Origin of the sequence: Pseudomonas sp. IT-196MI5, from assembly GCF_949767415.1 — a bacterium.
In the GTDB taxonomy this organism is placed as follows: Bacteria; Pseudomonadota; Gammaproteobacteria; order Pseudomonadales; family Pseudomonadaceae; genus Aquipseudomonas.
Genome location: NZ_CATKPZ010000033.1, coordinates 276963 through 299294, shown reverse-complemented (window position 1 = coordinate 299294; position 22332 = coordinate 276963). Strand labels below are relative to the sequence as shown.

Below are 22332 nucleotides of genomic sequence, written 5' to 3'. Positions count from 1 at the left end.
AGAACAATGAGCAAGAAGATTCATGTAACCGACACCATCCTGCGCGACGCTCACCAATCGCTGCTGGCGACCCGCATGCGCACCGAAGACATGCTGCCGATTTGCGACAAGCTCGACAAAGTCGGCTACTGGTCGCTGGAGTGCTGGGGCGGCGCGACGTTCGACGCCTGCGTACGTTTCCTGAAGGAAGACCCGTGGGAGCGTCTGCGCCAACTGCGCGCCGCGCTGCCTAACACTCGCCTGCAAATGTTACTGCGCGGCCAGAACCTGCTGGGCTACCGCCACTACAGCGACGACGTGGTCAAAGCCTTCGTCGCCAAGGCTGCGGTCAACGGCATCGACGTGTTCCGCATCTTCGACGCCATGAACGACGTGCGTAACCTGCGCGTGGCCATCGAAGCGGTGAAAGCCGCCGGCAAACACGCCCAGGGCACCATCGCCTACACCACCAGCCCGGTGCACACCATCGAGGCCTTCGTGAACCAGGCCAAGCAAATGGAAGCCATGGGTTGCGATTCGGTGGCGATCAAGGACATGGCCGGCCTGCTGACCCCGTACGCCACCGGCGAACTGGTCCGGGCATTGAAAGCCGAGCAGTCGCTGCCAGTGTTCATCCACTCCCACGACACCGCTGGCCTGGCTGCGATGTGCCAGCTCAAGGCCATCGAAAACGGCGCCGACCACATCGACACCGCAATCTCCAGCTTCGCCTCGGGCACCAGCCACCCGGGCACCGAGTCGATGGTCGCCGCTCTTAAAGGCAGCGAGTTCGACACCGGCCTGAATCTGGAATTGCTGCAAGAGATCGGCCTGTACTTCTACGCCGTGCGCAAGAAGTACCACCAGTTCGAAAGCGAATTCACCGCCGTCGACACCCGTGTTCAAGTCAATCAGGTACCGGGCGGGATGATTTCCAACCTGGCCAACCAGTTGAAAGAGCAGGGCGCACTCAACCGCATGAGCGAAGTGCTGGCCGAAATCCCGCGGGTTCGTGAAGACCTCGGCTTCCCGCCGCTGGTGACCCCGACTTCGCAGATCGTCGGCACCCAGGCGTTCTTCAACGTACTGGCCGGCGAGCGCTACAAGACCATCACCAACGAAGTGAAGCTGTACCTGCAAGGCGGCTACGGCAAGGCGCCGGGCACCGTGAACGAACAACTGCGTCGCCAGGCCATCGGCAGCGAAGAAGTGATCGATGTTCGCCCGGCCGATCTGCTCAAGCCGGAAATGGCCAAACTGCGCGCCGACATCGGCGCACTGGCCAAGTCTGAAGAAGACGTGCTGACCTTCGCCATGTTCCCGGACATCGGTCGCAAGTTCCTCGAAGAGCGTGCTGCGGGCACCCTGACACCGGAAGTGTTGCTGCCGATTCCTGAAGCCGGTGGCGTCGCCTCTGTTGGTGGGGAAGGCGTGCCAACCGAGTTCGTCATCGACGTTCACGGCGAAACCTACCGCGTCGACATCACCGGTGTTGGTGTCAAGTCTGAAGGCAAGCGTCACTTCTACCTGTCCATCGACGGCATGCCGGAAGAAGTGGTGTTCGAGCCGCTCAACGAATTCGTCGGTGGTGGTGGCAGCAAGCGCAAGCAAGCCTCTGCTCCGGGCCACGTCAGCACCACCATGCCGGGCAACATTGTCGACGTGCTGGTCAAGGAGGGCGACACCGTCAAGGCAGGCCAGGCCGTGTTGATCACCGAAGCGATGAAGATGGAAACCGAAGTCCAGGCAGCCATCGCCGGTAAAGTCACCGCCATTCACGTGGCCAAGGGCGACCGGGTGAACCCGGGCGAGATATTGATCGAGATCGAAGGCTGAGTTAACAGCCTCGGTTCAACGCTTTAAACCTCGGGGGGGCATGTGCTCCCCTTTTTTTCGCCCCAGGTTTGTGGCTGTCAGAAACTCATTCGCCGCTGAACCGTGGTGTCAGTTGCATGCCGTTATTCAGCGTGTTGAGCTTCGCAAGTCGCAGGCCGAATGTGCTGTTCAAATTATTCTGCGTTTGACCGAGTACCTTCAGTGCCGCTGCGCCACCTTTTTCCGTGTAGGTGTCGCGGGCTCTTCAATACTTTGGGCGACTTCCTTCCCGTTATTCGTGGTTGCGACACTCTCGATCGTCACATCGTCACATCGTCACATCGTCACATCGTCACATCGTCACGGACGAGGATCAGGTCGACAGTCTTTTCTTCGTAGGCGAGCTTGGGCGTTAAAAAGGCAAGGTTGTTAAGGACTTTCCCAAATTCCCCTTCGACTTTATTGGCAATAAGGATGTTGCGTTCGCTGATTAGCGGGTAGTCACCCGGTGCTGCAACGATGTTCAGTGTGGCGCCTCCAAGGTTGGCGGTTCCATCGACTAATATCGTTTTACTTTTGCGGTCGGCATTGACCCCGTAGTTAGCTCGCAACTCGGAAACTCATCTTCCTTTCGCTAACTACGGCTCAAATACGCCTTCCCATAATGCCGCTCCATCTGCGCCTGAATCAGCTCCAACCCAATCGACATCACCCAATAAATCACCGCCGCCGTCGTCAGCATCTCGATGTAGCGATAGCTCGAGCGCCCATACGATTGCGCCAGAAACATCACCTCCCAAACCCCCATCACCGAGATCAGCGACGAGTCTTTGAGCATCGAGATGAATTGGTTGGTGGTTGGCGGGATGATGGTGCGCATGGCCTGGGGCAAGGTGACTCGCCAGAAGATCACGGTTTCGCGCATGCCCAGGGCCAGGGATGCTTCGCGCTGGCCGTGGGGGACGCCGAGGATGCCGGCGCGGAAGATTTCGCTCAGGTACGCGCCGTAGTTCAGCGACAGGGCGATGATGCCGGCGGCGATGGCGCCCGGGACGATGCCGAGTTGTGGCAGGCCGAGGTAGATCAGCAGGATCTGGATCAGTAGCGGTGTGCCACGAAAGAACGAGGCATAGAAGCTCGCGATTCCGAAGGCCACGGCGCTTTTCGACAGCCGCGCCAGGGCGGTGATGAAGCCCAGCAGCGAGGAGGTCACGATCGAGCACAGGCACAAGAACAACGTCAGCGCCGCTCCCTGCAAAAAGCCGTTGGGTGCCAGGTGCAGACCGATCAGGTTCGGCAGTTTGTCGAGGATGATCGAGAACTTCAGGTCGAAGCTCAGGAAGAAGCTGGCGAATAACCCGAACATCGCTGCCCAGGTCAGGAACAGCCGCGTGCGGAAACCGAAGATCCGTTGCAACAGCGACTCAGCCACCGGTTGTGGCGGCTGAGGAGGTTTGGGGAAAGAAGTCATTTGCTGATGTCGGCGCCGATCCATTTCTGCGAAAGCTTGCTCAGAGTACCGTCCTGTTTCAGCTGAGCGAAGACGTCACGCACTTTGGCGTCCCACTGGGCGTCGCCTTTTTCAATGGCCACCGAGTTCGGCTCCGAGTACAGCGGCTCGCCGGCGAGCTTGAAGCGCTTGTCTTCGGTCAGGCGCGGTTGGGCGGTGACAAGGTTGGTGAGGATCGCGTCCAGTCGCACGCCAGCGCCCAGGCCGAGGTCCTGGAACGCCACGTTGTCAGTGTCATACGGGGCGATCTGCACGTCCTCGAACGGGTACTGCAATTGGGTGTCTTCGGCGCCTTCGATCACCAGGTTTTTGTTCAGGTAGCTTTCATAGCTGGAGGCGCTGGTGAGGCCGACTTTCTTGCCACTCAGGTCCTTGGCGCTGTGGATGCTGTCGTCCTTGGCGTTGACCACGATCACCGCTGGCGAGGCGTAGTACTCGACCGGGAAGTCGAAGACCTCGGCGCGGGCCTTGCTCGGGGTCATGGAGCAGATGCAGATGTCGTAGCGCCCACTCCAGCGGCCGGCAGCGATCACGTCCCAGGACGGGGTTTCGAGGCGCAGTTTGACGCCCAGTTTGTCTGCCACGGCCTTGGCCACGTCGACGTCGAAGCCATCGAGCTGGTTCTGATCATTGAGGAACGAGAAGGGTGGATAGCTTTCCATCAACACGCCCACCAGTTCTTTTTTTTGCTCGACGCGATCCAGCGTGGTGCCGCCAAAGGCTTGGGTGGAGGCAGTCAGAATCGTCAGGCCCAGGGCCAGGAGTGGTTGGAATTTCACAGTCGATTCCTGATAAAAAAGAAGTTGTCATTAACCGGATGGTGCGTATTAAATAGTTATAAGAACGACTCCGATAGTGAGTTATTTTCATAAGCTTATGAGTGAAAAGCATATGGGCGCAGCAAGCACAGTGATTCTGGATGGCGGCATGGGTCGTGAGTTACAGCGCCGAGGCGCGCCGTTCCGGCAGCCTGAGTGGTCGGCGCTGGCCTTGAGCGAAGCGCCGCAAGCGGTAGAGGCGGTGCACTCGGCTTATATCGAAAACGGTGCGAACGTGATCACCAGCAACAGTTACGCGGTGGTGCCGTTTCACATTGGCGAAGAGCGTTTTGCAGCAGAAGGGCAGGCGCTCGCGGCGTTGGCCGGTGAGCTGGCTCGGCGCGCGGTAGAGGCTTCGGGCAAAGCGGTGCGTGTGGCCGGTTCATTGCCGCCGCTGTTTGGGTCCTATCGCCCGGACCTTTTTGATGCTGGTCGGGCGACTGAATTGTTGGCGCCGCTGGTGAAGGGTCTGGCACCTCATGTCGATCTGTGGCTGGCAGAAACCCAGAGTTCGATCGTTGAAGCGCGAGCGATCCACGCCGGTCTGCCAACGGACGGCAAGCCGTTCTGGCTGTCGTTTACCCTGAAGGATGAGGACACGGACGAAGTGCCGCGCTTGCGTTCGGGCGAGCCGGTGGCTGAAGCCGCCGCCGTGGCGGCTGAGTTGGGCGTCGAAACGTTGCTGTTCAACTGCAGCCAGCCGGAAGTAATCGGTGCTGCGATTGATGCCGCGCGGGAAACCTTCGAGCGTTTAGGGGTGAAGATTCACATCGGCGCTTATGCCAATGCCTTCCCGCCGCAACCGAAAGAGGCCACGGCCAATGATGGTCTGGACCCGTTGCGTGAGGACCTTGATCCGCCGGGTTACTTGCAGTGGGCGGCGGATTGGAAAGAACGCGGCGCCAGTCATTTGGGCGGTTGCTGCGGGATCGGGCCGGAGCATATTGCGGTGCTTGCCCAGAAACTCGCCTAAAAGCATCGCGGGGCAAGCCATGCTCCTACAGGTTTGGTGGCGTCCACAGATCGTGTGTCCGGCCCATATCCCGTAGGAGCAAAGCTCGCTCCGGGCGGCGTTCCGACGATAGCGTCCGTCCAGGCGCTACCGAATCAGGTGCGGCACTCCACCAACGTTTTCACCTGCCCCGAATCCGTCTGGTTCTCATCGGATAGCCACCGCTCAAACCCCGCCCCGATCGCTGGCCATTCCGAGTCCAGAATCGAATACCACGCCGTATCCCGGTTCTGCCCCTTCACCACCATATGCTGACGAAACACGCCCTCAAAACTGAACCCCAGCCGCTCGGCCGCGTATTTGGAGCGGGCATTGCCGTTGTTGCACTTCCACTCCAGACGGCGATAACCCAGCGCAAAGGATTCCTTGGCCAGCAAATAAATCGCCTCGGTGCTTTTCGGCGAGCGCTGCATCGGCGCGCCGAACGTGACATGGCCGATCTCGATCCGCCCTTGTGAAGGGACAATCGACATCAAACTGAGGATGCCCTGCACATCGCCGCTAGCACGGTCGATCACGCTGAAGAAATACGGGTCGCTATTGGCCGCATGATTGTTCAGCCAATCGTTGAAAACGCTGCGCTCCGGGAAAGGCCCATAAGGCAAATAATCCCAGAGTTTAGGGTCGGCACCCGGGCCTTGCAGGGCCTTCCACAAACCATCGGCGTGACGCGCCGGGTCGAGTTTTTCCAGGCGGATGTAACGGCCTTCGATCAGTTGAGCGGTGGGTGCCGGGACGCCTTTCCAGTCGGCGAGTGAGATCGACATGCTGTTCTCCTAGATGGCTTTGCGAAACTGGATGAAACCGGGGCGTTCGGCGATGCGCTCGTAGAGCTGGATCGCGGTGGCGTTGGTTTCGTGGGTCAGCCAGTGGACCTTGTTGCAGCCGTCGGCCTTGGCCGTGGTGTAGACGAATTCGATCAGTTGCCGGCCGACGCCGGTACCGCGGGTTTCCGGGGCCACCAGCAAGTCTTGCAGGTAGCAGGCGTTTTCGATGGCCCAGTTCGAACGATGGTAGATGAAATGCACCATGCCCACCGCTTTGCCATCAGCCCAGGCGAGGGCGGCGTGAGTCGGTTCGCTCGGGTCGAGCATGCGCTGCCAGGTGCTTTGAGTGACGGCCTCCGGCAATTCGGTGTTGTAGAAGCGCAAGTAGGCTTGCCACAGCGGCAACCAGGCCGCGTAATCACCGGCGGTGACCTGGCGAATGTCGATCTGACTCATGGTGATTTCCTTAACGCATCAATTGGGCGAGGGTTTGGTCGTTGACGTCGGGGCTGGCGGCCAGGCCTTCGCGCACGCCGGCGATGTCGGCGGGGCTGCGGTTCTGGCTGAGTTTGCGCTTGCCTTCCAGTCGGTCGATGGGAATGGCGAAACCGACGATGGCCTTGAGCATGCCGTCGATGTAATCGGCGGGGGCATCGGCCACTGCCCACGGTTGGGCGCGGCCAGCTTCATGACGATCGGTGAGGGTGCTGACGATGTCGAGCAGCCGCCCGCCATCGCTGAAGGTTTCGGCCCGGCCATAGGCGTGTACGGCGACGTAGTTCCAGGTTGGCACGACTTTGCCGTGTTCGGCCTTGCTCGGGTAGAAGCCAGGGCTGACGTAGGCGTCGGCACCGGCAAAAATCAGCAGGGCTTCGGCGCCGTCGCGCAGGTCTTTCCACTGTGGATTGGCTTTGGCCAGATGCCCGTACAACGTGCCGTTCGAGCCTTGTTCGCAATGCAGCAGCACCGGTACATGGCTGGCTTGCAGGCCGCTTTCACCGTGGGTCACCAATATGGCGAGACGGGTGGCGAGGATCAGTTCATGCAGTTGGGACAACTCGTCGATGGCAAAAGCACGTGGCGTGTACATGGAGATATTTTCCTTGGCGAATGTCTGCATCCTAGGCAGGCTATTGGTCTGTTGTAAGAGCCATTAATGACCAATTTCATAGGTCCATTGTGATGACTAGCGAACCACTGTCCTTGACCTTCAATCCGGCAGGTATCGAGCTTGATCGTCGCCAGGGGCTGAGTCGGCAGCTCTATCAGGCATTACGGATGCGAGTGCTCGACGGGCGACTGGCCAGCGGCACGCGTCTGCCGGCCAGTCGGGATCTGGCTGCCGCGCTGGCGATTTCCCGCAACAGCGTCGTGCGCGCCTACGATCAGCTTTACGCTGAAGGGTTTATCGAGGGGCGGGTAGGCGACGGGACTTACGTCGCGCAATTACCCCAGGCAACCTTGCCGGCAAAAAAACTATCCACAAAAGTATCCACAGGGTTTTCAACAGGCTTACCCACAGCTTTATCCACAAATTGGCTTGATTTACCTGTGGATTCATCCAGCAAAATTACCCACAGGGACGCCTTGTCCCGCGTTGAAAAGAACCATTTACCCATGCCGCCCAGTGGTCCGCCCAGGGCTTTTCGGGTCGGTGTTCCGGCGTTCGATCTGTTTCCGTTCGAGGTCTGGGCCAAGCTGAATGCGGCTTTCTGGCGCAAACCGGATTTGCAGCAGCTGTGCTACGGCGACCCGGCCGGCGATGCACGTTTGCGCGGAATGATCGCCGCGTATTTGCGCAGTTCCCGTGGCATGCAGTGCACGGCTGAACAAATTGTGATCACCAGTGGCGCACAGCAGGGAATCAGCCTTTGTGCACAGCTGCTGGTGGAGCCCGGTGACGGGGTGGCGATTGAAAATCCGGGATATCGGGCGGCCGGTCATGCATTCGCCGTTGCAGGTGCCCGGCTGCATGGGGTGGCGGTGGATAGTGAGGGTATCGACTGCGGTGAACTGGCACAGCTGGGCGATTGCCGTCTGACCTACGTCACCCCGTCCCATCAGTACCCCACCGGGGTAGTGATGAGCCTGGCTCGTCGTCTGGAGTTGCTGGCCTGGGCCGAACGCACGCAGGGCTGGATCGTCGAGGATGATTACGACGGCGAGTACCGCTACAGCGGTGCGCCGCTGGCACCTTTGGCGGCACTGGATCGGCATGGCCGGGTGCTCTACGTCGGCACGTTCGGCAAAGTGGCGTTTCCGGCGTTGCGCCTGGGTTACCTGGTGTTGCCGACGGGGCTGGTGCAGGCATTTGCCCAGCGCCGGGCGGTGGACGTACGGCATTCCGAGGTCAGTACCCAAGCCGTAATGGCCGAGTTCATGGCGGCCGGGCATTTCCAGCGGCATATCCGCCGCATGCGGCGTGCGGCGCTGAGCCGGCGTAATGCGTTGCTCAGCGGCTGGCCGGGGGGCATTCCCGGTGTCGGCCAGTTGCCCACGGTCGCTGCCGGGTTGCACATGACAGTGCCGGTCGACAGCATTGAGCGAGAACAGGCGTTGATTGAATTGGCACGTAGCGTCGATGTCGAGATCAATGGCTTGAGTGGTTATTGGCTGCCCGAGTCCACGATCCCGATGGATCAGCGTGCCGGGTTGGTTCTGGGGTTTGCAGCAGTGCCGGAAAAGGCTATCGAAGCCGCGTTGGAGCGGCTGCGGACGGTCTGGCGTTGTCTTTGAAACGAGCGCGTCGGGTCGCTGATGGGCCGCAGGCAAAAACAGACCTGCGCGAGCGCAGGTCCTGGTGACGGCGGGAGCGAAGCGGGTATCAGGTGCCGGACTTGATCTTGGTCCAGGCCCGGGTCCGCGCACGTTCGGCATCGCGGGGCAGCGGTTGCAGGGTGTAGAGCGTGCTCATCGCCGTGTCGGTCGGGTACAGGTTCGGGTTGTTGCGGATCGCCGGGTCGACCATTTCCGTGGCGTCCTTGTTCGGGTTCGGGTAGCCGACGAAGTCACTGACCGGCGCGATCACCTGGGGTTGCAGCAGGTAGTTGACGAAGGTGTAAGCGTCGTCGGGGTTTTTCGCACCCTTCGGAATCGCCAGCATGTCGAACCAGATCGGCGCGCCTTCCTTCGGCAAACGCATGTCGACGACCACCCCGTTCCTGGCTTCTTTGGCGCGGTTGGCGGCTTGCGAGAAGCTGCCGGAATATCCGACCGCAACGCAAATGTCACCGTTGGCGATATCGGCCATGTACTTGGACGAGTGGAAGTAGGTGATGTACGGGCGGATCTTCATCAGCAGCGCTTCAGCCTTGTCATAGTCCGCAGGCTTCTTGCTGTTGGGGTCCAGACCGAGGTGTTGCAAGGCCAGCGGCAGGATCTCCGACGGTGAGTCGAGCAGGGCGACACCGCACTGCTTGAGCTTGCTGATGTTCTCTTCCTTGAAGATCAGGTCCCAGCTGTCCACCGGCGCATTGTCGCCGAGCACGGCCTTGATCTTGTCCGGGTTGAAGCCGATCAGGATGGTGCCGTACATGTACGGCACGGCGAACTTGTTGCCCGGGTCGTTGGCCTCGATCAGCTTCATCAGCTTGGGATCGAGGTGGTTCCAGTTCGGCAACTTGCTGCGGTCCAGCGGCTGGAACACCCCGGCTTCGATCTGCTTGGCGAGGAACACGTTGGACGGCACCACCACGTCATAGCCGGAGTTGCCGGTCAGCAGTTTGGCCTCCAGCGCTTCGTTGGTGTCGAAAATGTCGTAGACCAGTTTGGTCTGGGTGTTCTGGGCCTTGAAGTCCTCCAGGGCCTTGGGCGTGATGTAGTCGAACCAGTTGTAGACGCGCAATGTTCGCTCTTCGGCGTGGGCGGTAACGCTGAGTACCGAGGCACACAGCGTCGGCACGATAAAACGCTTAAGACTTTTCATTCTTCTACTTCCTCAACAAGCGCTTTCAAAACCTTCGAGAACGTTCACGGCGTTGATGCCGATTTCTTCGACGGCATAACCACCTTCCATGACGAACAGCGTCGGTACGCCGAGGTTGGCGATGCGCTTGCCCATGGCCAGGTAATCCGGGCTGTCGAGCTTGAATTGCGAGATCGGATCGTCCTTGAAGGTATCGACGCCCAGGGACACGACGACGATGTCGGCGCCGTAGCGTTCGATCTCCTTGCAGGCCTGTTCCAGCGCAGCGCTCCAGGTGTCCCAGCCTGAACCGGCGGGCAACGGGTAGTTGAAGTTGAAACCTTCACCGGCACCTTCGCCCAGCTCATCGTCATAACCGAGGAAGAACGGAAATTCGGCTTCCGGATGACCGTGAATCGATGTGAACAGCACGTCGCTGCGCTTGTAGAAAATCGACTGGGTGCCGTTGCCATGGTGGTAATCGACGTCGAGGATCGCGACTTTCTTGTGGCCCTGATCGAGGAAGGCCTGGGTGGCGATGGCGGCGTTGTTGAGGTAGCAATAACCACCCATCAAGTCGCCGGCGGCGTGGTGTCCCGGCGGACGGCACAGGGCGAAAGCAGAACGGGCGCCGCGCTGGATTTCCGCTTGGGCGGTGAGCGCGACTTGCGCTGCGCTGTACGCCGCTTGCCAGGTGCCGGCGGTGATCGGGGCGCCGCCGTCGAAGCTGTAATAGCCGAGCTGGCCGTGCAGGCTGGTCGGTTTGACCTGGCGTAACGTGCGGGCCGGCCAGGTGTAGGGCAGCAGGTCACCGTCGGTGTTGAATTCGGTCCAGCGTGCCCAGGCGCCCTTGAAGAAGTCCAGATAGTCGCGGCTGTGGATGCGCGCGATGGGCTCCAGGCCGAAATCCTTCGGTGCCTGGACTGGGCCCAGGTTCTGGTTTTTCACCCGTTGCAGCACGTGGTCGGCACGGGAAGGCATTTCGAAGCAGGGCTTGAGTTGGCCATCGATCAATTCACAACGGCCGTGGTGCAGGTGGTGATCATCTGAGTAGATCGTCAGCATTTCTTGTTCTCCGCAGGCTGATTCGGTTGAACACAGTCTTGCGGTGCAGACGGTTTTGGAGAACGGCAGGAAAGGCCAAAAGGGGATTAATGTGGCCAAAACATTTGACCGAAATTCGCCCCTGTTCAGTGTATGGGATACACACCCTGTAGGAGCTGGCTTGCCAGCGAAGGCGGTATTTCAGCCGATAGAGATGCGTCGGATGTGTTGGCCTCTTCGCTGGCAACCCAGCTCCTACAAAGGCCTGTGTTGTGGCCGGAACTGACTCGGCGTCACACCGCTCCAGCGCACAAACGCATGCCGAAAACTCGCGGTCTCGCTGAAGCCCAGGGCCTCGGCGATCTGATAGATCGGCAACTGATCCTTGCACAGCATTTGCTTGGCCTGCTCGAAGCGCAGTTCGTCGAGCAGTTCCTGATAGCTGCAACCCATGTCCTTGAGATGCCGGCGCAAGGTCCGCGCCGAACAGTTCATTTGCTCGGCCAGCCCCTCCAACCCCGGTGCCGCATTCAATTGCGCGCTGAGCAATTGGCGGATGCGTCCCAGCCAGGCCTGGCGTCCGGTGAACTCGATGTTCTGTTTGCGGCAGCGTTCGGCCATGGCCTGGTGGGTGATGATATCGGCCAGCGGCAGTGGCTGGTCGAGCCAGCGCTTGTCGAAGGCAAAGGCATTGTTGCGGGCGCCGAAGTGCACCGGGCAATTGAAGTGTTCGGCGTAGGTCGCTTCGTAGTCGGGGGCGGCGTGTTCAAAGCGGGCGCCGAGCAAGGGCAGGGGATGGCCGAGCAGGTCGTCGCAGGTGACTTTCAGCGACACCAGGCAGAACTCGGCGTTGAACACCGCCATGGCCGGGCTCTCGCGGTAATCGGCGGCGGCGAACCAGATGCGCTCGCCATCGTCTTCAAGGCTCAACTCGAAAAGTGTTCCCAGCAGCGCCGGATAACGCATCGCCAGACGCAAAGCGTCACCGAAGGTGGCACTGGTGAGCAGGGCGTAACCGAGCATGCCGTAGCAGGAAACGTGCATCCGCCGGCCCAGTTCCAGGCCGATGTCACGTTTGAGGGCAACGGCGTTGGCACAGACCTGCATTTCCTGATTGGTGGTGATGCACGTGTCGGCACGGTTCAGATCCGCCGCACTGATGCCGCTGCCGGCCAGCAGCGCTTCGCTGGACAAGCCTTGTGCCTTGAAGGCATCGAGTACCAGGGAGACGGCATTGAGGGTGGTGAGGTGGGAGTGGAGCATGAGGACTTCCAGCCTTGGGATGGCTGGAACGCAGCAAGTTGTATGCCGGGCGAGGATCTTAATGTGGGAGCGAGCAAGCCCGCTCCCACAGAGTTATGTGTTGATTCAGCTCAGCTCGCCGCACAAGTCGAGTTCGACAAGCCGACGGACTTCTTCTGTCTCAAGCCCCGCCCCCAACACCCCGTGCAACTTGCCGAACGCCGCTTCACGGGTCATGCCACCACCGGACAACACGCCCACACCGCGCAAGCGACTGCCGGCTTCGTAGACGTCCAGTACAACCCCGCCTTCATGGCACTGCGTCACCGCGACCACGACCACGCCGTTGTCCCGCGCGCGGCCAAGGCTGGCGAGAAACCCGGGGTTGTCGCTCGGGCCGGTGCCGCTGCCGTAGCACTCCAGCACCAAGCCTTGAATGCCACTGTCGAGCAAACCGTCCAGCACCTCGGCACTGATGCCGGGGAACAGCGGCAGCACTGCGACGTTCGCCAATTGTTTGGGTTGGTTGTAATTCAGCTGTGCTGGTAAAGAAGGCACCTTCACGCCACCGCCCTGACGCTCCAGTCGTTTGAACGGATGCCGGCCAAAACTGCGGACCTTCGCGCAGCGGGTCGGGTCCAGCAGTTCGCCATGGAAGTACAGATGTACGCCCGGCGCGATGCCCTGGCCCAGTGCAACCAGCGCGCCGCCGAGGTTTTCCCAGGCGTCGCTGTCGGTGACGCCGGCCGGCAGCATGGAGCCGGTGAAGCACACGCGGGCGTGCAGGCCGAGCAACTGGAAACTCATGGCGGCGGCGCTGTAGGCCAGAGTGTCGGTGCCATGCAGGATCAGCACGCTGTCGCAGCCCTGAACATCCACCGCGTCGACCACCGCTTCGCGCAGTTGTTGCCAATACGCCGGGGTCATGTTGGCGCTGTCGATCAACGGCGACATCTCACGAAAGCGCCACTGCGGCACTACCAGTTCGGGTTGGCTGTGCAGATACTCACGCATCCGCGCTTCAAAACCGGACGCCGGGGCCAGGCCATGGGCGCTGGCCTGCATGCCGATGGTGCCGCCGGTGTAGAGCACCATGACGTGCTGGGCGGCAGGGTAGGTCGAGGAATTCATGAAGATTCTCCGAAAGGAAGAGTTCCTGTGGGAGCGAGCTTGCTCGCGATGGCGCACTGTCAGTCAACACAGCGATGTCTGACATACCGCTATCGCGAGCAAGCTCGCTCCCACAGTTTTTTGCACTTTAACTGACAGGCGCAGGGGATGCGCCTGTCGTTTACCGATCAGCGTTGCGCTGCAGGCACACCTTGCGACTCAACTTCAGTCTTGCCGACAGCGGCTGGCGGATTGGCCGGCCACGCCTGGCGGTCCAGATCCAGGTCCGGGAACTTGGCCGAGTCGAACACCGGTGTCTTGATGCCAGCGGCGCGCTGGTCATCGTAGTCACGCAGGATGCGCATGCCGACCTTGAACAGCAGGAACAGCGCGATCAGGTTGACGAACGCGAGCATGGTCATGGTGATGTCGGCGAAGGCGAACACAGTGCCGAGGTTTTCGATGGCGCCCCAGAAAATCAGCACCAGTACCAGCGCGCGATAGCCGATCAGCGCCTTGCGGTTTTCACCGATCAAAAAGCGCAGGTTGCTCTCGCCCAGGTAGTAGTTGTAGAGGATCGAGGTGAACACGAACAACGCCAGGGCCACGGAGATGAACATCCGGCCCCAGTCACCGACCACGGCGGCCAACGAGTTCTGGGTCAGGGCAATGCCGTCGCCTTCGAAGCCCGGGGTGTAGAAGCCGGAAAGCAGGATCAGCAGTGCGGTGCAGGTACAGATCACGAAGGTGTCGAGGAACACGCTGAACGCCTGGACCACACCTTGTGCCACCGGGTGCTCGACCGCCGCAACTGCCGCCACGTTCGGCGCACTGCCCAGGCCGGCTTCGTTGGCGAACACGCCACGCTTCACGCCCATGACAATGGCGCTGCCAATCAGGCCACCGAAGGCCTGGTCCAGACCGAAGGCGCTCTTGATGATGGTCATCAGCATGCCCGGCACATGGTCGAACTGCAGCACGATCACGTAGAGGGTCACGCCGATGTACACCAGGGTTTTCACCGGCACCAACAAGTCGGCGACCTTGGCGATGCGCTTGATCCCGCCGATGAACACCAGGCCCAGCAGCACGGCCAGACCGATGCCGGTGTAAGTGGTGTCGAGGCCGAACGCGTTGTTCAACGAGTGCGTCACGGCGTGGGCTTGCAGACCGTTGAAGGCGAAGCCGAACGTCACCAGCAGCAGGAACGCCATCAGCATGCCCAGCCAGCGTTTTTGCAGACCGTGCTGGATGTAATAGGACGGGCCGCCACGGAACTGGCCTTCGGAATCGCAGCGCTTGTAGAGCTGGCCGAGGGAACATTCGAAGAAGCTGCTGGACATGCCGACCAGCGCGGTCACCCACATCCAGAACACGGCACCGGGGCCACCGAGGGTCACGGCAATGCCGACGCCGGCGATGTTGCCCGCACCGACGCGGCCGGCGAGGCTGAGCATCAGGGCCTGGAACGAACTGAGTTGCCCGGCGCTGCTTTTGAGGCTGTCGCGGAACACCGCGAACATGTGGAAGAAATGACGCAGTTGAACGAAACGCGAGCGGATCGTGAAGTAGCTACCGAGCCCGACAATGAGCACGATCAGTACTTTCCCTGAGAGGAAGTCGTTAATGACTTCGAGCATGGATTATTCCTCGCTGTTTTTTGTGTAGGCAAATGCTGGCCGGGTAAACACATCGAGTTACACCCGCTGGCGCACGGCACAACAGGCGGGTCAACGTTCGTCCCGGTTTCATATCGCGGGTTTGTTATTAGTTCGGGTTTCGCATGGGTTGAGGCCTCGCTACCGACGACCGCTCACACGAAGAGGGGCGGCACTATACCGATGCTTTCCTGTGGGAGCGAGCTTGCTCGCGATTGCGATAGTTCCTTCAACATTTGTGTCGACTGACCGGACGCCATCGCGAGCAAGCTCGCTCCCACAGATTTTGCTTTTGCTGCTGTTAAAAAAAAGGGCCTGGAGATTGATCTCCAGGCCCTCAAAAGGTGAGAGGTGTCTAGTCCCTCGACCTGGTGAGCGGTGCTACAAATAACGCGTCGGGTTATGCCTTCAGAGGCACCAGGCGCGGAGCAATCATGTTTTCCGGGCGCAGGATGTCGGCGAGCATGGCTTCGTCGAGCAGACCTTCTTCACGCACCAGTTCCAGCACGCCGCGGCCGCTTTCAAGGGCGAGGCCGGCGATGCGGGTGGCATTTTTGTAGCCGATGTACGGGTTCAGCGCGGTGACCAGGCCGATCGAGTGCTCGACCAGTTCACGGCAGCGTGCTTCGTTGGCGGTGATGCCGACGATGCAGTGCTCGCGCAGCATGTCCATGGCGCGTTGCAGCAGGCGGATCGAGTCGAAGATCTTGAAGGCGATCAGCGGTTCCATCACGTTCAGTTGCAGCTGGCCGCCTTCGGCCGCAATGGTCAGGGCCAGGTCGTTACCGATGATCTGGAACGCCACCTGGTTGACTGCTTCCGGAATAACCGGGTTGACCTTGCCTGGCATGATCGAGCTGCCTGGCTGACGTGCCGGCAGGTTGATCTCGTTGATGCCGGTACGTGGGCCGCTGGACAGCAGGCGCAGGTCGTTGCAGATCTTCGACAGCTTGACCGCGGTGCGCTTGAGCATGCCGGAGAACAACACGAAGGCGCCCATGTCGGAGGTGGCTTCGATCAGGTCGGCGGCCGGCACCAGCGGTTGACCGCTGATCACTGCCAGACGCTGAACAGCCAGAGCCTGATATCGCGGGTCGGCGTTGATGCCGGTACCGATCGCGGTGCCGCCCAGGTTCACTTCAGTCAGTAGTTCCGGGGCCAGCGTCTTCAGACGGGCCAGGTCTTCGCCCATAGTGGTGGCGAACGCACGGAATTCCTGACCCAGGGTCATCGGCACGGCGTCTTGCAGTTGGGTACGACCCATCTTCAGGACGTGGTTGAATTCTTCACCCTTGGCCGCGAACGCCTGAATCAGGCTGTCGAGGCTGGCGAGCAGGGCGTCGTGACCCAGCAACAGACCCAGGCGGATCGCCGTTGGGTACGCGTCGTTGGTCGACTGCGCCATGTTCACGTCATCGTTCGGGTGCAGGTACTGGTATTCGCCTTTCTGGTGACCCATGGCCTCCAGTGCGATGTTGGCGATGACTTCGTTGGCATTCATGTTGGTCGAAGTGCCAGCGCCGCCTTGAATCATGTCCACCACGAACTCTTCGTGGAAGTCGCCGCGGATCAAACGTGCACAGGCTTCGCTGATGGCAGCGTGCTTGGCTTCGCTCAGGTGACCCAGTTCACGGTTGGCGTCAGCAGCGGCCTGTTTGACCATGGCCAGGCCGACAACCAGTTTCGGGTAGTGCGAAATCGGAACGCCCGAGAGGCGGAAGTTATTCACCGCTCGCAGGGTCTGGATACCGTAATACGCTTGAGCGGGTACTTCGAGAGCGCCAAGCAGGTCATTTTCTGTGCGGAATGATGCAGCGGAGGACATGATAGAAATCATCTCAATATGGACCCGGTCTGTGCCGGAACGCTGTGAATGCTAGGCTTGTGCAGAATTTTGGGCCAATGCTGTTAAACACTAGCCTATGCACATTCGGCATAATACCCGTGTGACGCCGTGTTGACGGCAGGCGTATGACCTAAATTGGTGCATCTCCGGGAGGGCATGATGAATCTGGAAAGCAAATGGCTGGAGGACTTTAGTGCCCTGGCCGCCACCCGCAGTTTCTCCCAGGCAGCCGAGCGGCGTTTCGTGACGCAACCGGCATTCAGTCGGCGAATCCGTAGCCTTGAGGCCGCGCTCGGTCTGACTCTGGTCAACCGATCCCGAACGCCGGTGGAACTGACGGCAGCAGGGCAATTGTTTCTGGTTACCGCACGCACCGTGGTCGAGCAACTGGGCGAAGTGCTGCGCCATCTGCACCACCTGGAAGGCGGACAGGGCGAAGTGATGCAGGTCGCGGCGGCGCATTCCCTGGCGCTTGGATTCTTTCCGCGCTGGATCGCGCAGTTGCGCAACGAAGGCTTGAACATCGCCACGCGGCTGGTGGCAACCAACGTCGGGGACGCCGTGCATGCGTTGCGCGAAGGCGGCTGCGATCTGATGCTGGCGTTCTACGACCCGGACGCCGCGATGCAGATGGACCCGGAAATCTTCCCCTCGCTGCACCTTGGCCACACCGAGATGCTGCCGGTGTGTGCCGCCGACGCCAATGGCAAACCGCTGTTCGATCTGGAAGGCGAAGGCAGCGTGCCGTTGCTGGCGTACAGCGCCGGGGCCTTTCTCGGGCGTTCGGTGAACTTGCTGCTGCGTCAACGAGCGCTGCGCTTCACCACGATCTACGAAACCGCCATGGCCGACAGCCTGAAAAGCATGGCCCTGGAGGGCCTGGGCATCGCTTGGGTGCCGCAACTGAGTGTGCGCGCCGAACTGGCGCGCGGTGAACTGGTGGTCTGCGGCGGCCCGCAATGGCACGTGCCGCTGGAAATCCGCTTGTATCGGTGTGCGTTGGTGCGCAAGGCGAATGTGCGGTTGTTGTGGCGCAAGTTGGAGGGTGGGGTGGCGAGCCCGGCTTCGTGAGAATGTTTATGGCAACCTTCGCAAGGCAGCTTGAACTTATGGAAAGCGATTGAGATATTCGCGAATATTTTCCCTGTTCTTGTCGCTGAAGCGGTAAACGTTTCCACGTACATGAGAAAACTCATCGGCGAGCATGATTGTGTCGTGCCACCAGCCGTCATAGACCACTTCACTGTCTTCGTGGGTCGCGCCAAACATATGACCTATTTCATGTGCGGGAATTCGGTAAGAGGTGATCGATGCAATTGCGCAATGACCTTCGACAGAGGCATATCCGCCTACACCCCCCAAGAGTCCGCCCAACTTTTCGTGGATATTCTCTCGGGTCAACAAGAGAATTTTGGTTAAATTCACTTCATGGCGATCGCTTGCCAAAACTCTTGCATGCCAGTTTTTAATCAAGTTCTTCCAGCCCTCCAGTGCAGCCACAGCGTCCTCATTTTTGTAGTCGTATACTGACATTTCAGGGATATCGCTTTGACGATACATCTCTATCTGGACGGCGCGTCCCGAAATGAACTCAAGTTCGGTTTTAAGCCAGGAAAAATAGTCGATGTATAAATTGTTTTTTTGATGATGTTGAAGGTCGTTATGGAGGATGATGATGAGGCTGATAGGTTTTTTCATGTTTTTAACTTCCTGTTCGGTTGGGATTTCCTGAAATTTGATAGTTAACGGTGATTGGCACTTCCGGCAAGTTTAAGTCTATTTAAAATTGTTTTAAGTGTGTTGAGGTGGTCGCTTTTGCTGCGGCTTTTATTAAAGTAAGAAAATGAATAGTTCACGTCATACCTCGGCTTGGCCAGCTGACTCGGTAGTCAAGAAAGGGGTGTTTCCAGACCGCATGACAGATGGTCGCCACAGGGGCTGTTTATCTGCCTCATTGAGGTATACTGCGCGGCCTTCGGCCGGTTACGACCGGCCATAATTCGTACAATCAAGCCACGCATTCTGCGTGGCTTGTTGTTTTTTGATGCGCCTGCGGGCGCCCAGAGAGAAGAGGCACGACGATGAGTGCACTGGTTGGCGTGATCATGGGCTCCAAGTCCGATTGGTCCACCCTTAGCCACACCGCCGATATGCTGGAAAAGCTCGGCATCCCCTACGAGGTGAAAGTGGTTTCTGCCCACCGCACTCCGGACCTGCTGTTTCAGTACGCCGAAGAGGCCGAAGCACGGGGCATCGAGGTGATCATCGCCGGTGCCGGTGGCGCGGCCCACTTGCCAGGCATGTGTGCGGCCAAGACCCACTTGCCGGTGCTGGGCGTACCCGTGCAGTCCGCCATGCTTTCGGGCGTCGATTCGCTGCTCTCCATTGTGCAGATGCCTGCAGGCATTCCGGTTGCCACTCTGGCCATCGGCAAGGCGGGCGCGATCAACGCGGCGCTGTTGTCGGCGAGTATCCTGGGCGCCAAGCACCCGCAGTTCCACGCGGTGCTGAAAACCTTCCGTGCTGAGCAGACAGACAGCGTCCTGGACAATCCAGACCCACGCATCGCCTGAGGTTGTTGACGATGAAGATCGGTGTAATCGGTGGCGGCCAACTGGGTCGCATGTTGGCTCTGGCGGGCACTCCGCTGGGCATGAACTTCGCTTTTCTGGACCCTGCGCCGGATGCCTGTGCAGCCGCGTTGGGCGAACACCTGCGAGCCGATTACGGCGATCAGGATCACCTGCGCCAGCTGGCCGATGAAGTCGACCTGGTGACCTTCGAGTTCGAAAGCGTTCCGGCCGAGACCGTGGCTTTCCTCTCGCAATTCGTCCCGGTCTACCCGAGCGCCGAAGCCCTGCGCATCGCCCGCGATCGCTGGTTCGAGAAGAGCATGTTCAAGGATCTGGGGATTCCTACCCCGGCGTTCGCCGACATCCAGTCCCAGGCCGACCTGGACGCCGCCGTGGCTTCCATCGGTCTGCCGGCGGTGCTGAAAACCCGTACTTTGGGTTACGACGGCAAGGGCCAGAAAGTCCTGCGCACCCCTGAAGATGTGGTCGGCACCTTCGCCGAACTGGGCAGCGTGGCCTGTCTGCTGGAAGGCTTCGTGCCGTTCACCGGTGAAGTCTCGCTGATCGCCGTGCGCGCCCGTGACGGTGAAACCCGCTTCTATCCGCTGGTGCACAACACCCATGACAGCGGCATCCTCAAGCTGTCCGTGGCCAGCACCGATCACCCGTTGCAAGCCTTGGCCGAAGACTACTCCAGCCGTGTGCTCAAGCAGCTGGATTATGTTGGCGTGATGGCGTTCGAGTTCTTTGAAGTCGACGGTGGCCTCAAGGCCAACGAAATCGCCCCGCGCGTGCACAACTCCGGGCACTGGACCACCGAAGGCGCCGAGTGCAGCCAGTTCGAAAACCACCTGCGGGCCGTTGCCGGCTTGCCGTTGGGTTCGACGGCCAAGGTCGGGGAGAGCGCAATGCTCAACTTCATCGGCAAAGTGCCGGACACCGAGAAGGTCTTGGCTATCGCCGATTGCCATCTGCATCACTATGGCAAGGCCTTCAAGGTCGGCCGCAAGGTCGGTCACGCCAACCTGCGTTGTGCGGATCGCGAAACGCTGACCGCGCAGATCCTCAAGGTTGAAGCGCTGATCGCCGAATAGTTTCATGTGGCAGCGGCGGAACCAATCAGGGACCGCCGTTCTCTCATGGCAGGATGCTGAAGTCTGACTAGGCTTTCGCATAACCAACCATTCAGAGGGAAATGCCATGGGAATCATCGGAACCATCTTTATCGGCTTGATCGTCGGCCTGCTGGCGCGGTTCCTGAAACCGGGCGATGACAGCATGGGCTGGATCATGACCATCCTGCTCGGTATCGGCGGTTCGCTGGCGGCCACTTACGGCGGCCAGGCTCTGGGCATTTATCAGGCTGGCCAAGGCGCAGGCTTTATCGGCGCGCTGGTTGGCGCGGTCATCCTGCTGGTGATCTACGGCTTGGTCAAAAAGAACTGAGCCAAGCGACAAAGTCCTCTCGGCGACACAAGCCGGGAGGGCTAGAATGCTCGGGGTTTCCTGTTCTTCCCTTTGCCGAGCACCTTCATGCGCCGTCTTTTGTTGACTCTTGTTTTACTGGGTTCGGGCCTTGCCCATGCCGGCGAACTGCCGGAAACCGACTGGCTTGAATTGATGCCCAAGTCGGACCAGAAGGCCCTCGAGGCCATGCCTGAAATCGACCACAACTCCCCTGAAGCCAATGGCACTTTCACCGACAAAGGTGGGATGAAACAGGCCAAAGGCTTGCCGGCGGTGATGTACTCGACCAAGACCGTTGCGTCGATGAACGACAAGAACATCCGCATCGGTGGTTATCCGGTGCCGCTGGAGTCCGATGCCAAGGGCCGTAGTACGCTGTTCTTCCTGGTGCCGTACCCGGGCGCGTGCATCCATGTGCCACCTCCGCCGCCCAACCAGCTGGTGCTGGTGCGCTATCCAAAGGGCCTGAAGCTGAACGATATCTACACGCCGCTGTGGGTCACCGGCACGCTGAAAGTCGAGAAGGTCAGCAATGACCTGGCCGATGCGGCGTATGCGCTGGATGCGCAGAAGGTGCGGGTGGTGGAAGAGTCGGATTTGTAACAACTGCACCAAACCCCTGTAGGAGCAGCCGGTCGATGCTCCTACGGGGGGTTATGGCGCTGATTAGAGCGGCTGGCTACCGACGTTCACGCCAAGCGTATGGCTGGCACCCGGCGCCAGGTTCACCACATCGCCCATCACGTTCGCCGTCTCGATGCACAGCATGCGCTGCCAGCCGTCGTCGGCCATGTCGCTGAACGCGGCGGCGCGGTCGATCCACGGGTTCCAGATCACCGTCGTGCGAGAGCCGGTGCTGGTCAGTACGATGCGTCGCTCCCAGGCAGGATCGACGATGCTCAACTGCGGCGGGGTGTCGAGGTAGATGCGATCGGTTTCGCCGGTAAAACGCAGATCACCGGTCTGGGGGACGGTTTTCCAGTTGTCCAGGGTTTCGATGTAGTTGAGGCCATCCAGGCCTTCGACATGCACGTCGCGCACATCACTGACGGCAAAGTAACTGTGCAGAGCCTGGCTGATGCTGACGGTTTCGGCGCCCCGGTTGTGGCTGGTCAGCTGGATGTGCAATTGCTCGTCGAGGCGAATGCTCAGCGTCAAATCCACCTGGTGCGGCCAGCCGGGAAAGCCGCCTTCGGGGTAGGGCAAGAGGAATTCGACCTTCAGGCTTTCGCCTTCAGCTTCTATGCCGCCCAGCTCCCAATCCATCGCTCGCACGAAGCCGTGAGCCGACGGCGCTTCATTGCTGATGCGCATCGCCTGCACGCTTTGCGGGTTGCGCGCAAAGTTGCCGAACCACGGCCAGCACACCGGCACGCCGGCACGGATGCTCTTGCCAGTCTTGAACACGGCCTCGTCGTTGAGCCAGATCAGCGGCGGCTGGCCGGCCAATTGATAGCTGAGGATGTGCGCGCCTTGCTGGGCCACCAGTAATTCGGCCTGACCGTGGCGGATGCGCCAGCAGTTCAGTTCATTCAGTTTTATGGCTTCAACATTGGGCGTGCTCATGGGACAGCTCTCGATCAGTAA

At 60.1% G+C, this 22332-nt stretch carries 22 protein-coding genes and 1 pseudogene; 8 read left to right on the top strand and 15 right to left on the bottom strand.

Annotation, left to right across the window (positions count from 1 at the left end; all coding sequences use genetic code 11):
• Positions 1-6 precede the first annotated feature (6 nt).
• Positions 7-1815, top strand: coding sequence for a sodium-extruding oxaloacetate decarboxylase subunit alpha (oadA, locus tag ACM6IK_RS19815; RefSeq protein ID WP_414875669.1), 1809 nt, complete (start codon positions 7-9; stop codon positions 1813-1815).
• 94 nt (positions 1816-1909) lie between these two features.
• Here oadA and ACM6IK_RS19810 read toward each other — a convergent pair.
• The 4 genes and pseudogenes from ACM6IK_RS19810 to ACM6IK_RS19795 form a co-directional block, all read right to left on the bottom strand.
• A pseudogene (locus ACM6IK_RS19810) lies at positions 1910-2053 on the bottom strand (autotransporter domain-containing protein); the annotation flags it as partial.
• Positions 2054-2138: 85 nt separating this feature from the next.
• Entirely contained in the window at positions 2139-2405 is a 267-nt protein-coding gene (locus tag ACM6IK_RS19805) for a hypothetical protein (protein ID WP_414875668.1), read from the bottom strand.
• 23 nt (positions 2406-2428) lie between these two features.
• Positions 2429-3265 (bottom strand): amino acid ABC transporter permease, encoded by an 837-nt coding sequence (locus tag ACM6IK_RS19800; RefSeq protein ID WP_223544777.1) that lies wholly within the window; start codon positions 3263-3265, stop codon positions 2429-2431.
• A complete protein-coding gene (locus tag ACM6IK_RS19795) occupies positions 3262-4083 on the bottom strand; it encodes an ABC transporter substrate-binding protein (RefSeq protein ID WP_414875667.1) in 822 nt (273 codons plus the stop codon). The genes ACM6IK_RS19800 and ACM6IK_RS19795 overlap by 4 nt, the downstream gene beginning before the upstream one ends.
• Positions 4084-4195: 112 nt before the next feature.
• On the opposite strand from ACM6IK_RS19795, the gene ACM6IK_RS19790 reads away from it, so the two are divergent.
• Positions 4196-5095, top strand: a complete 900-nt coding sequence (locus tag ACM6IK_RS19790; protein WP_414875666.1) for a homocysteine S-methyltransferase family protein — start codon at positions 4196-4198, stop codon at positions 5093-5095.
• 134 nt (positions 5096-5229) lie between these two features.
• Here the strand turns inward: ACM6IK_RS19790 and ACM6IK_RS19785 are convergent, their stop codons facing one another.
• Genes ACM6IK_RS19785 through ACM6IK_RS19775 form a run of 3 tightly spaced genes read right to left on the bottom strand, consistent with a single transcriptional unit; the run spans position 5230 to position 6991 of the window.
• Complete coding sequence (locus tag ACM6IK_RS19785) at positions 5230-5901, bottom strand: GNAT family N-acetyltransferase (RefSeq protein ID WP_414875665.1); 672 nt, start codon at positions 5899-5901, stop codon at positions 5230-5232.
• 9 nt (positions 5902-5910) lie between these two features.
• Positions 5911-6357, bottom strand: a complete 447-nt coding sequence (locus ACM6IK_RS19780) for a GNAT family N-acetyltransferase (RefSeq protein WP_414875664.1) — start codon at positions 6355-6357, stop codon at positions 5911-5913.
• 10 nt (positions 6358-6367) lie between these two features.
• Positions 6368-6991 (bottom strand): FMN-binding negative transcriptional regulator, encoded by a 624-nt coding sequence (locus ACM6IK_RS19775; protein WP_414875663.1) that lies wholly within the window; start codon positions 6989-6991, stop codon positions 6368-6370.
• 92 nt (positions 6992-7083) lie between these two features.
• On the opposite strand from ACM6IK_RS19775, the gene ACM6IK_RS19770 reads away from it, so the two are divergent.
• Positions 7084-8637, top strand: a complete 1554-nt coding sequence (locus ACM6IK_RS19770; RefSeq protein WP_414875662.1) for a PLP-dependent aminotransferase family protein — start codon at positions 7084-7086, stop codon at positions 8635-8637.
• Between the two features lie 88 nt (positions 8638-8725).
• On the opposite strand, the gene ACM6IK_RS19765 is transcribed toward ACM6IK_RS19770, so the two are convergent.
• From ACM6IK_RS19765 to ACM6IK_RS19740, 6 genes are all read right to left on the bottom strand, one after another.
• Positions 8726-9826, bottom strand: coding sequence for a polyamine ABC transporter substrate-binding protein (locus ACM6IK_RS19765; RefSeq protein ID WP_414875661.1), 1101 nt, complete (start codon positions 9824-9826; stop codon positions 8726-8728).
• Between the two features lie 12 nt (positions 9827-9838).
• The gene (locus tag ACM6IK_RS19760) at positions 9839-10870 is read right to left on the bottom strand and encodes a histone deacetylase family protein (protein ID WP_414875660.1); all 1032 of its coding nucleotides are present in this window, start codon (positions 10868-10870) and stop codon (positions 9839-9841) included.
• A gap of 234 nt (positions 10871-11104) precedes the next feature.
• Complete coding sequence (locus ACM6IK_RS19755; RefSeq protein ID WP_414875659.1) at positions 11105-12112, bottom strand: AraC family transcriptional regulator; 1008 nt, start codon at positions 12110-12112, stop codon at positions 11105-11107.
• Between the two features lie 105 nt (positions 12113-12217).
• Positions 12218-13222, bottom strand: coding sequence for an asparaginase (locus ACM6IK_RS19750; RefSeq protein ID WP_414875658.1), 1005 nt, complete (start codon positions 13220-13222; stop codon positions 12218-12220).
• Positions 13223-13389: 167 nt separating this feature from the next.
• Entirely contained in the window at positions 13390-14841 is a 1452-nt protein-coding gene (locus ACM6IK_RS19745) for an alanine/glycine:cation symporter family protein (protein ID WP_414875657.1), read from the bottom strand.
• 418 nt (positions 14842-15259) lie between these two features.
• A complete protein-coding gene (locus ACM6IK_RS19740; protein ID WP_218431548.1) occupies positions 15260-16684 on the bottom strand; it encodes an aspartate ammonia-lyase in 1425 nt (474 codons plus the stop codon).
• Between the two features lie 180 nt (positions 16685-16864).
• Between ACM6IK_RS19740 and ACM6IK_RS19735 the strand changes: the two genes are divergently transcribed.
• Complete coding sequence (locus tag ACM6IK_RS19735) at positions 16865-17776, top strand: LysR substrate-binding domain-containing protein (RefSeq protein WP_414875656.1); 912 nt, start codon at positions 16865-16867, stop codon at positions 17774-17776.
• A 36-nt stretch (positions 17777-17812) separates the two neighbouring features.
• On the opposite strand, the gene ACM6IK_RS19730 is transcribed toward ACM6IK_RS19735, so the two are convergent.
• Positions 17813-18403: a reprolysin-like metallopeptidase gene (locus ACM6IK_RS19730; protein ID WP_414875655.1), complete on the bottom strand. Its 591-nt coding sequence runs from the start codon at positions 18401-18403 to the stop codon at positions 17813-17815.
• 383 nt (positions 18404-18786) lie between these two features.
• Between ACM6IK_RS19730 and purE the strand changes: the two genes are divergently transcribed.
• From purE to ACM6IK_RS19710, 4 genes are all read left to right on the top strand, one after another.
• Complete coding sequence (gene purE, locus ACM6IK_RS19725) at positions 18787-19278, top strand: 5-(carboxyamino)imidazole ribonucleotide mutase (protein ID WP_046038893.1); 492 nt, start codon at positions 18787-18789, stop codon at positions 19276-19278.
• An 11-nt stretch (positions 19279-19289) separates the two neighbouring features.
• Positions 19290-20372, top strand: a complete 1083-nt coding sequence (locus ACM6IK_RS19720; RefSeq protein WP_108218858.1) for a 5-(carboxyamino)imidazole ribonucleotide synthase — start codon at positions 19290-19292, stop codon at positions 20370-20372.
• A gap of 106 nt (positions 20373-20478) precedes the next feature.
• Complete coding sequence (locus tag ACM6IK_RS19715; RefSeq protein ID WP_008018299.1) at positions 20479-20724, top strand: GlsB/YeaQ/YmgE family stress response membrane protein; 246 nt, start codon at positions 20479-20481, stop codon at positions 20722-20724.
• An 87-nt stretch (positions 20725-20811) separates the two neighbouring features.
• The gene (locus ACM6IK_RS19710; RefSeq protein WP_414875654.1) at positions 20812-21348 is read left to right on the top strand and encodes a DUF3299 domain-containing protein; all 537 of its coding nucleotides are present in this window, start codon (positions 20812-20814) and stop codon (positions 21346-21348) included.
• 63 nt (positions 21349-21411) lie between these two features.
• Here the strand turns inward: ACM6IK_RS19710 and ACM6IK_RS19705 are convergent, their stop codons facing one another.
• Positions 21412-22311 carry a D-hexose-6-phosphate mutarotase gene (locus ACM6IK_RS19705; RefSeq protein ID WP_414875653.1) on the bottom strand — a complete coding sequence of 300 codons (900 nt, stop codon included), beginning with the start codon at positions 22309-22311 and terminating at the stop codon, positions 21412-21414.
• Positions 22312-22332: the final 21 nt, after the last annotated feature.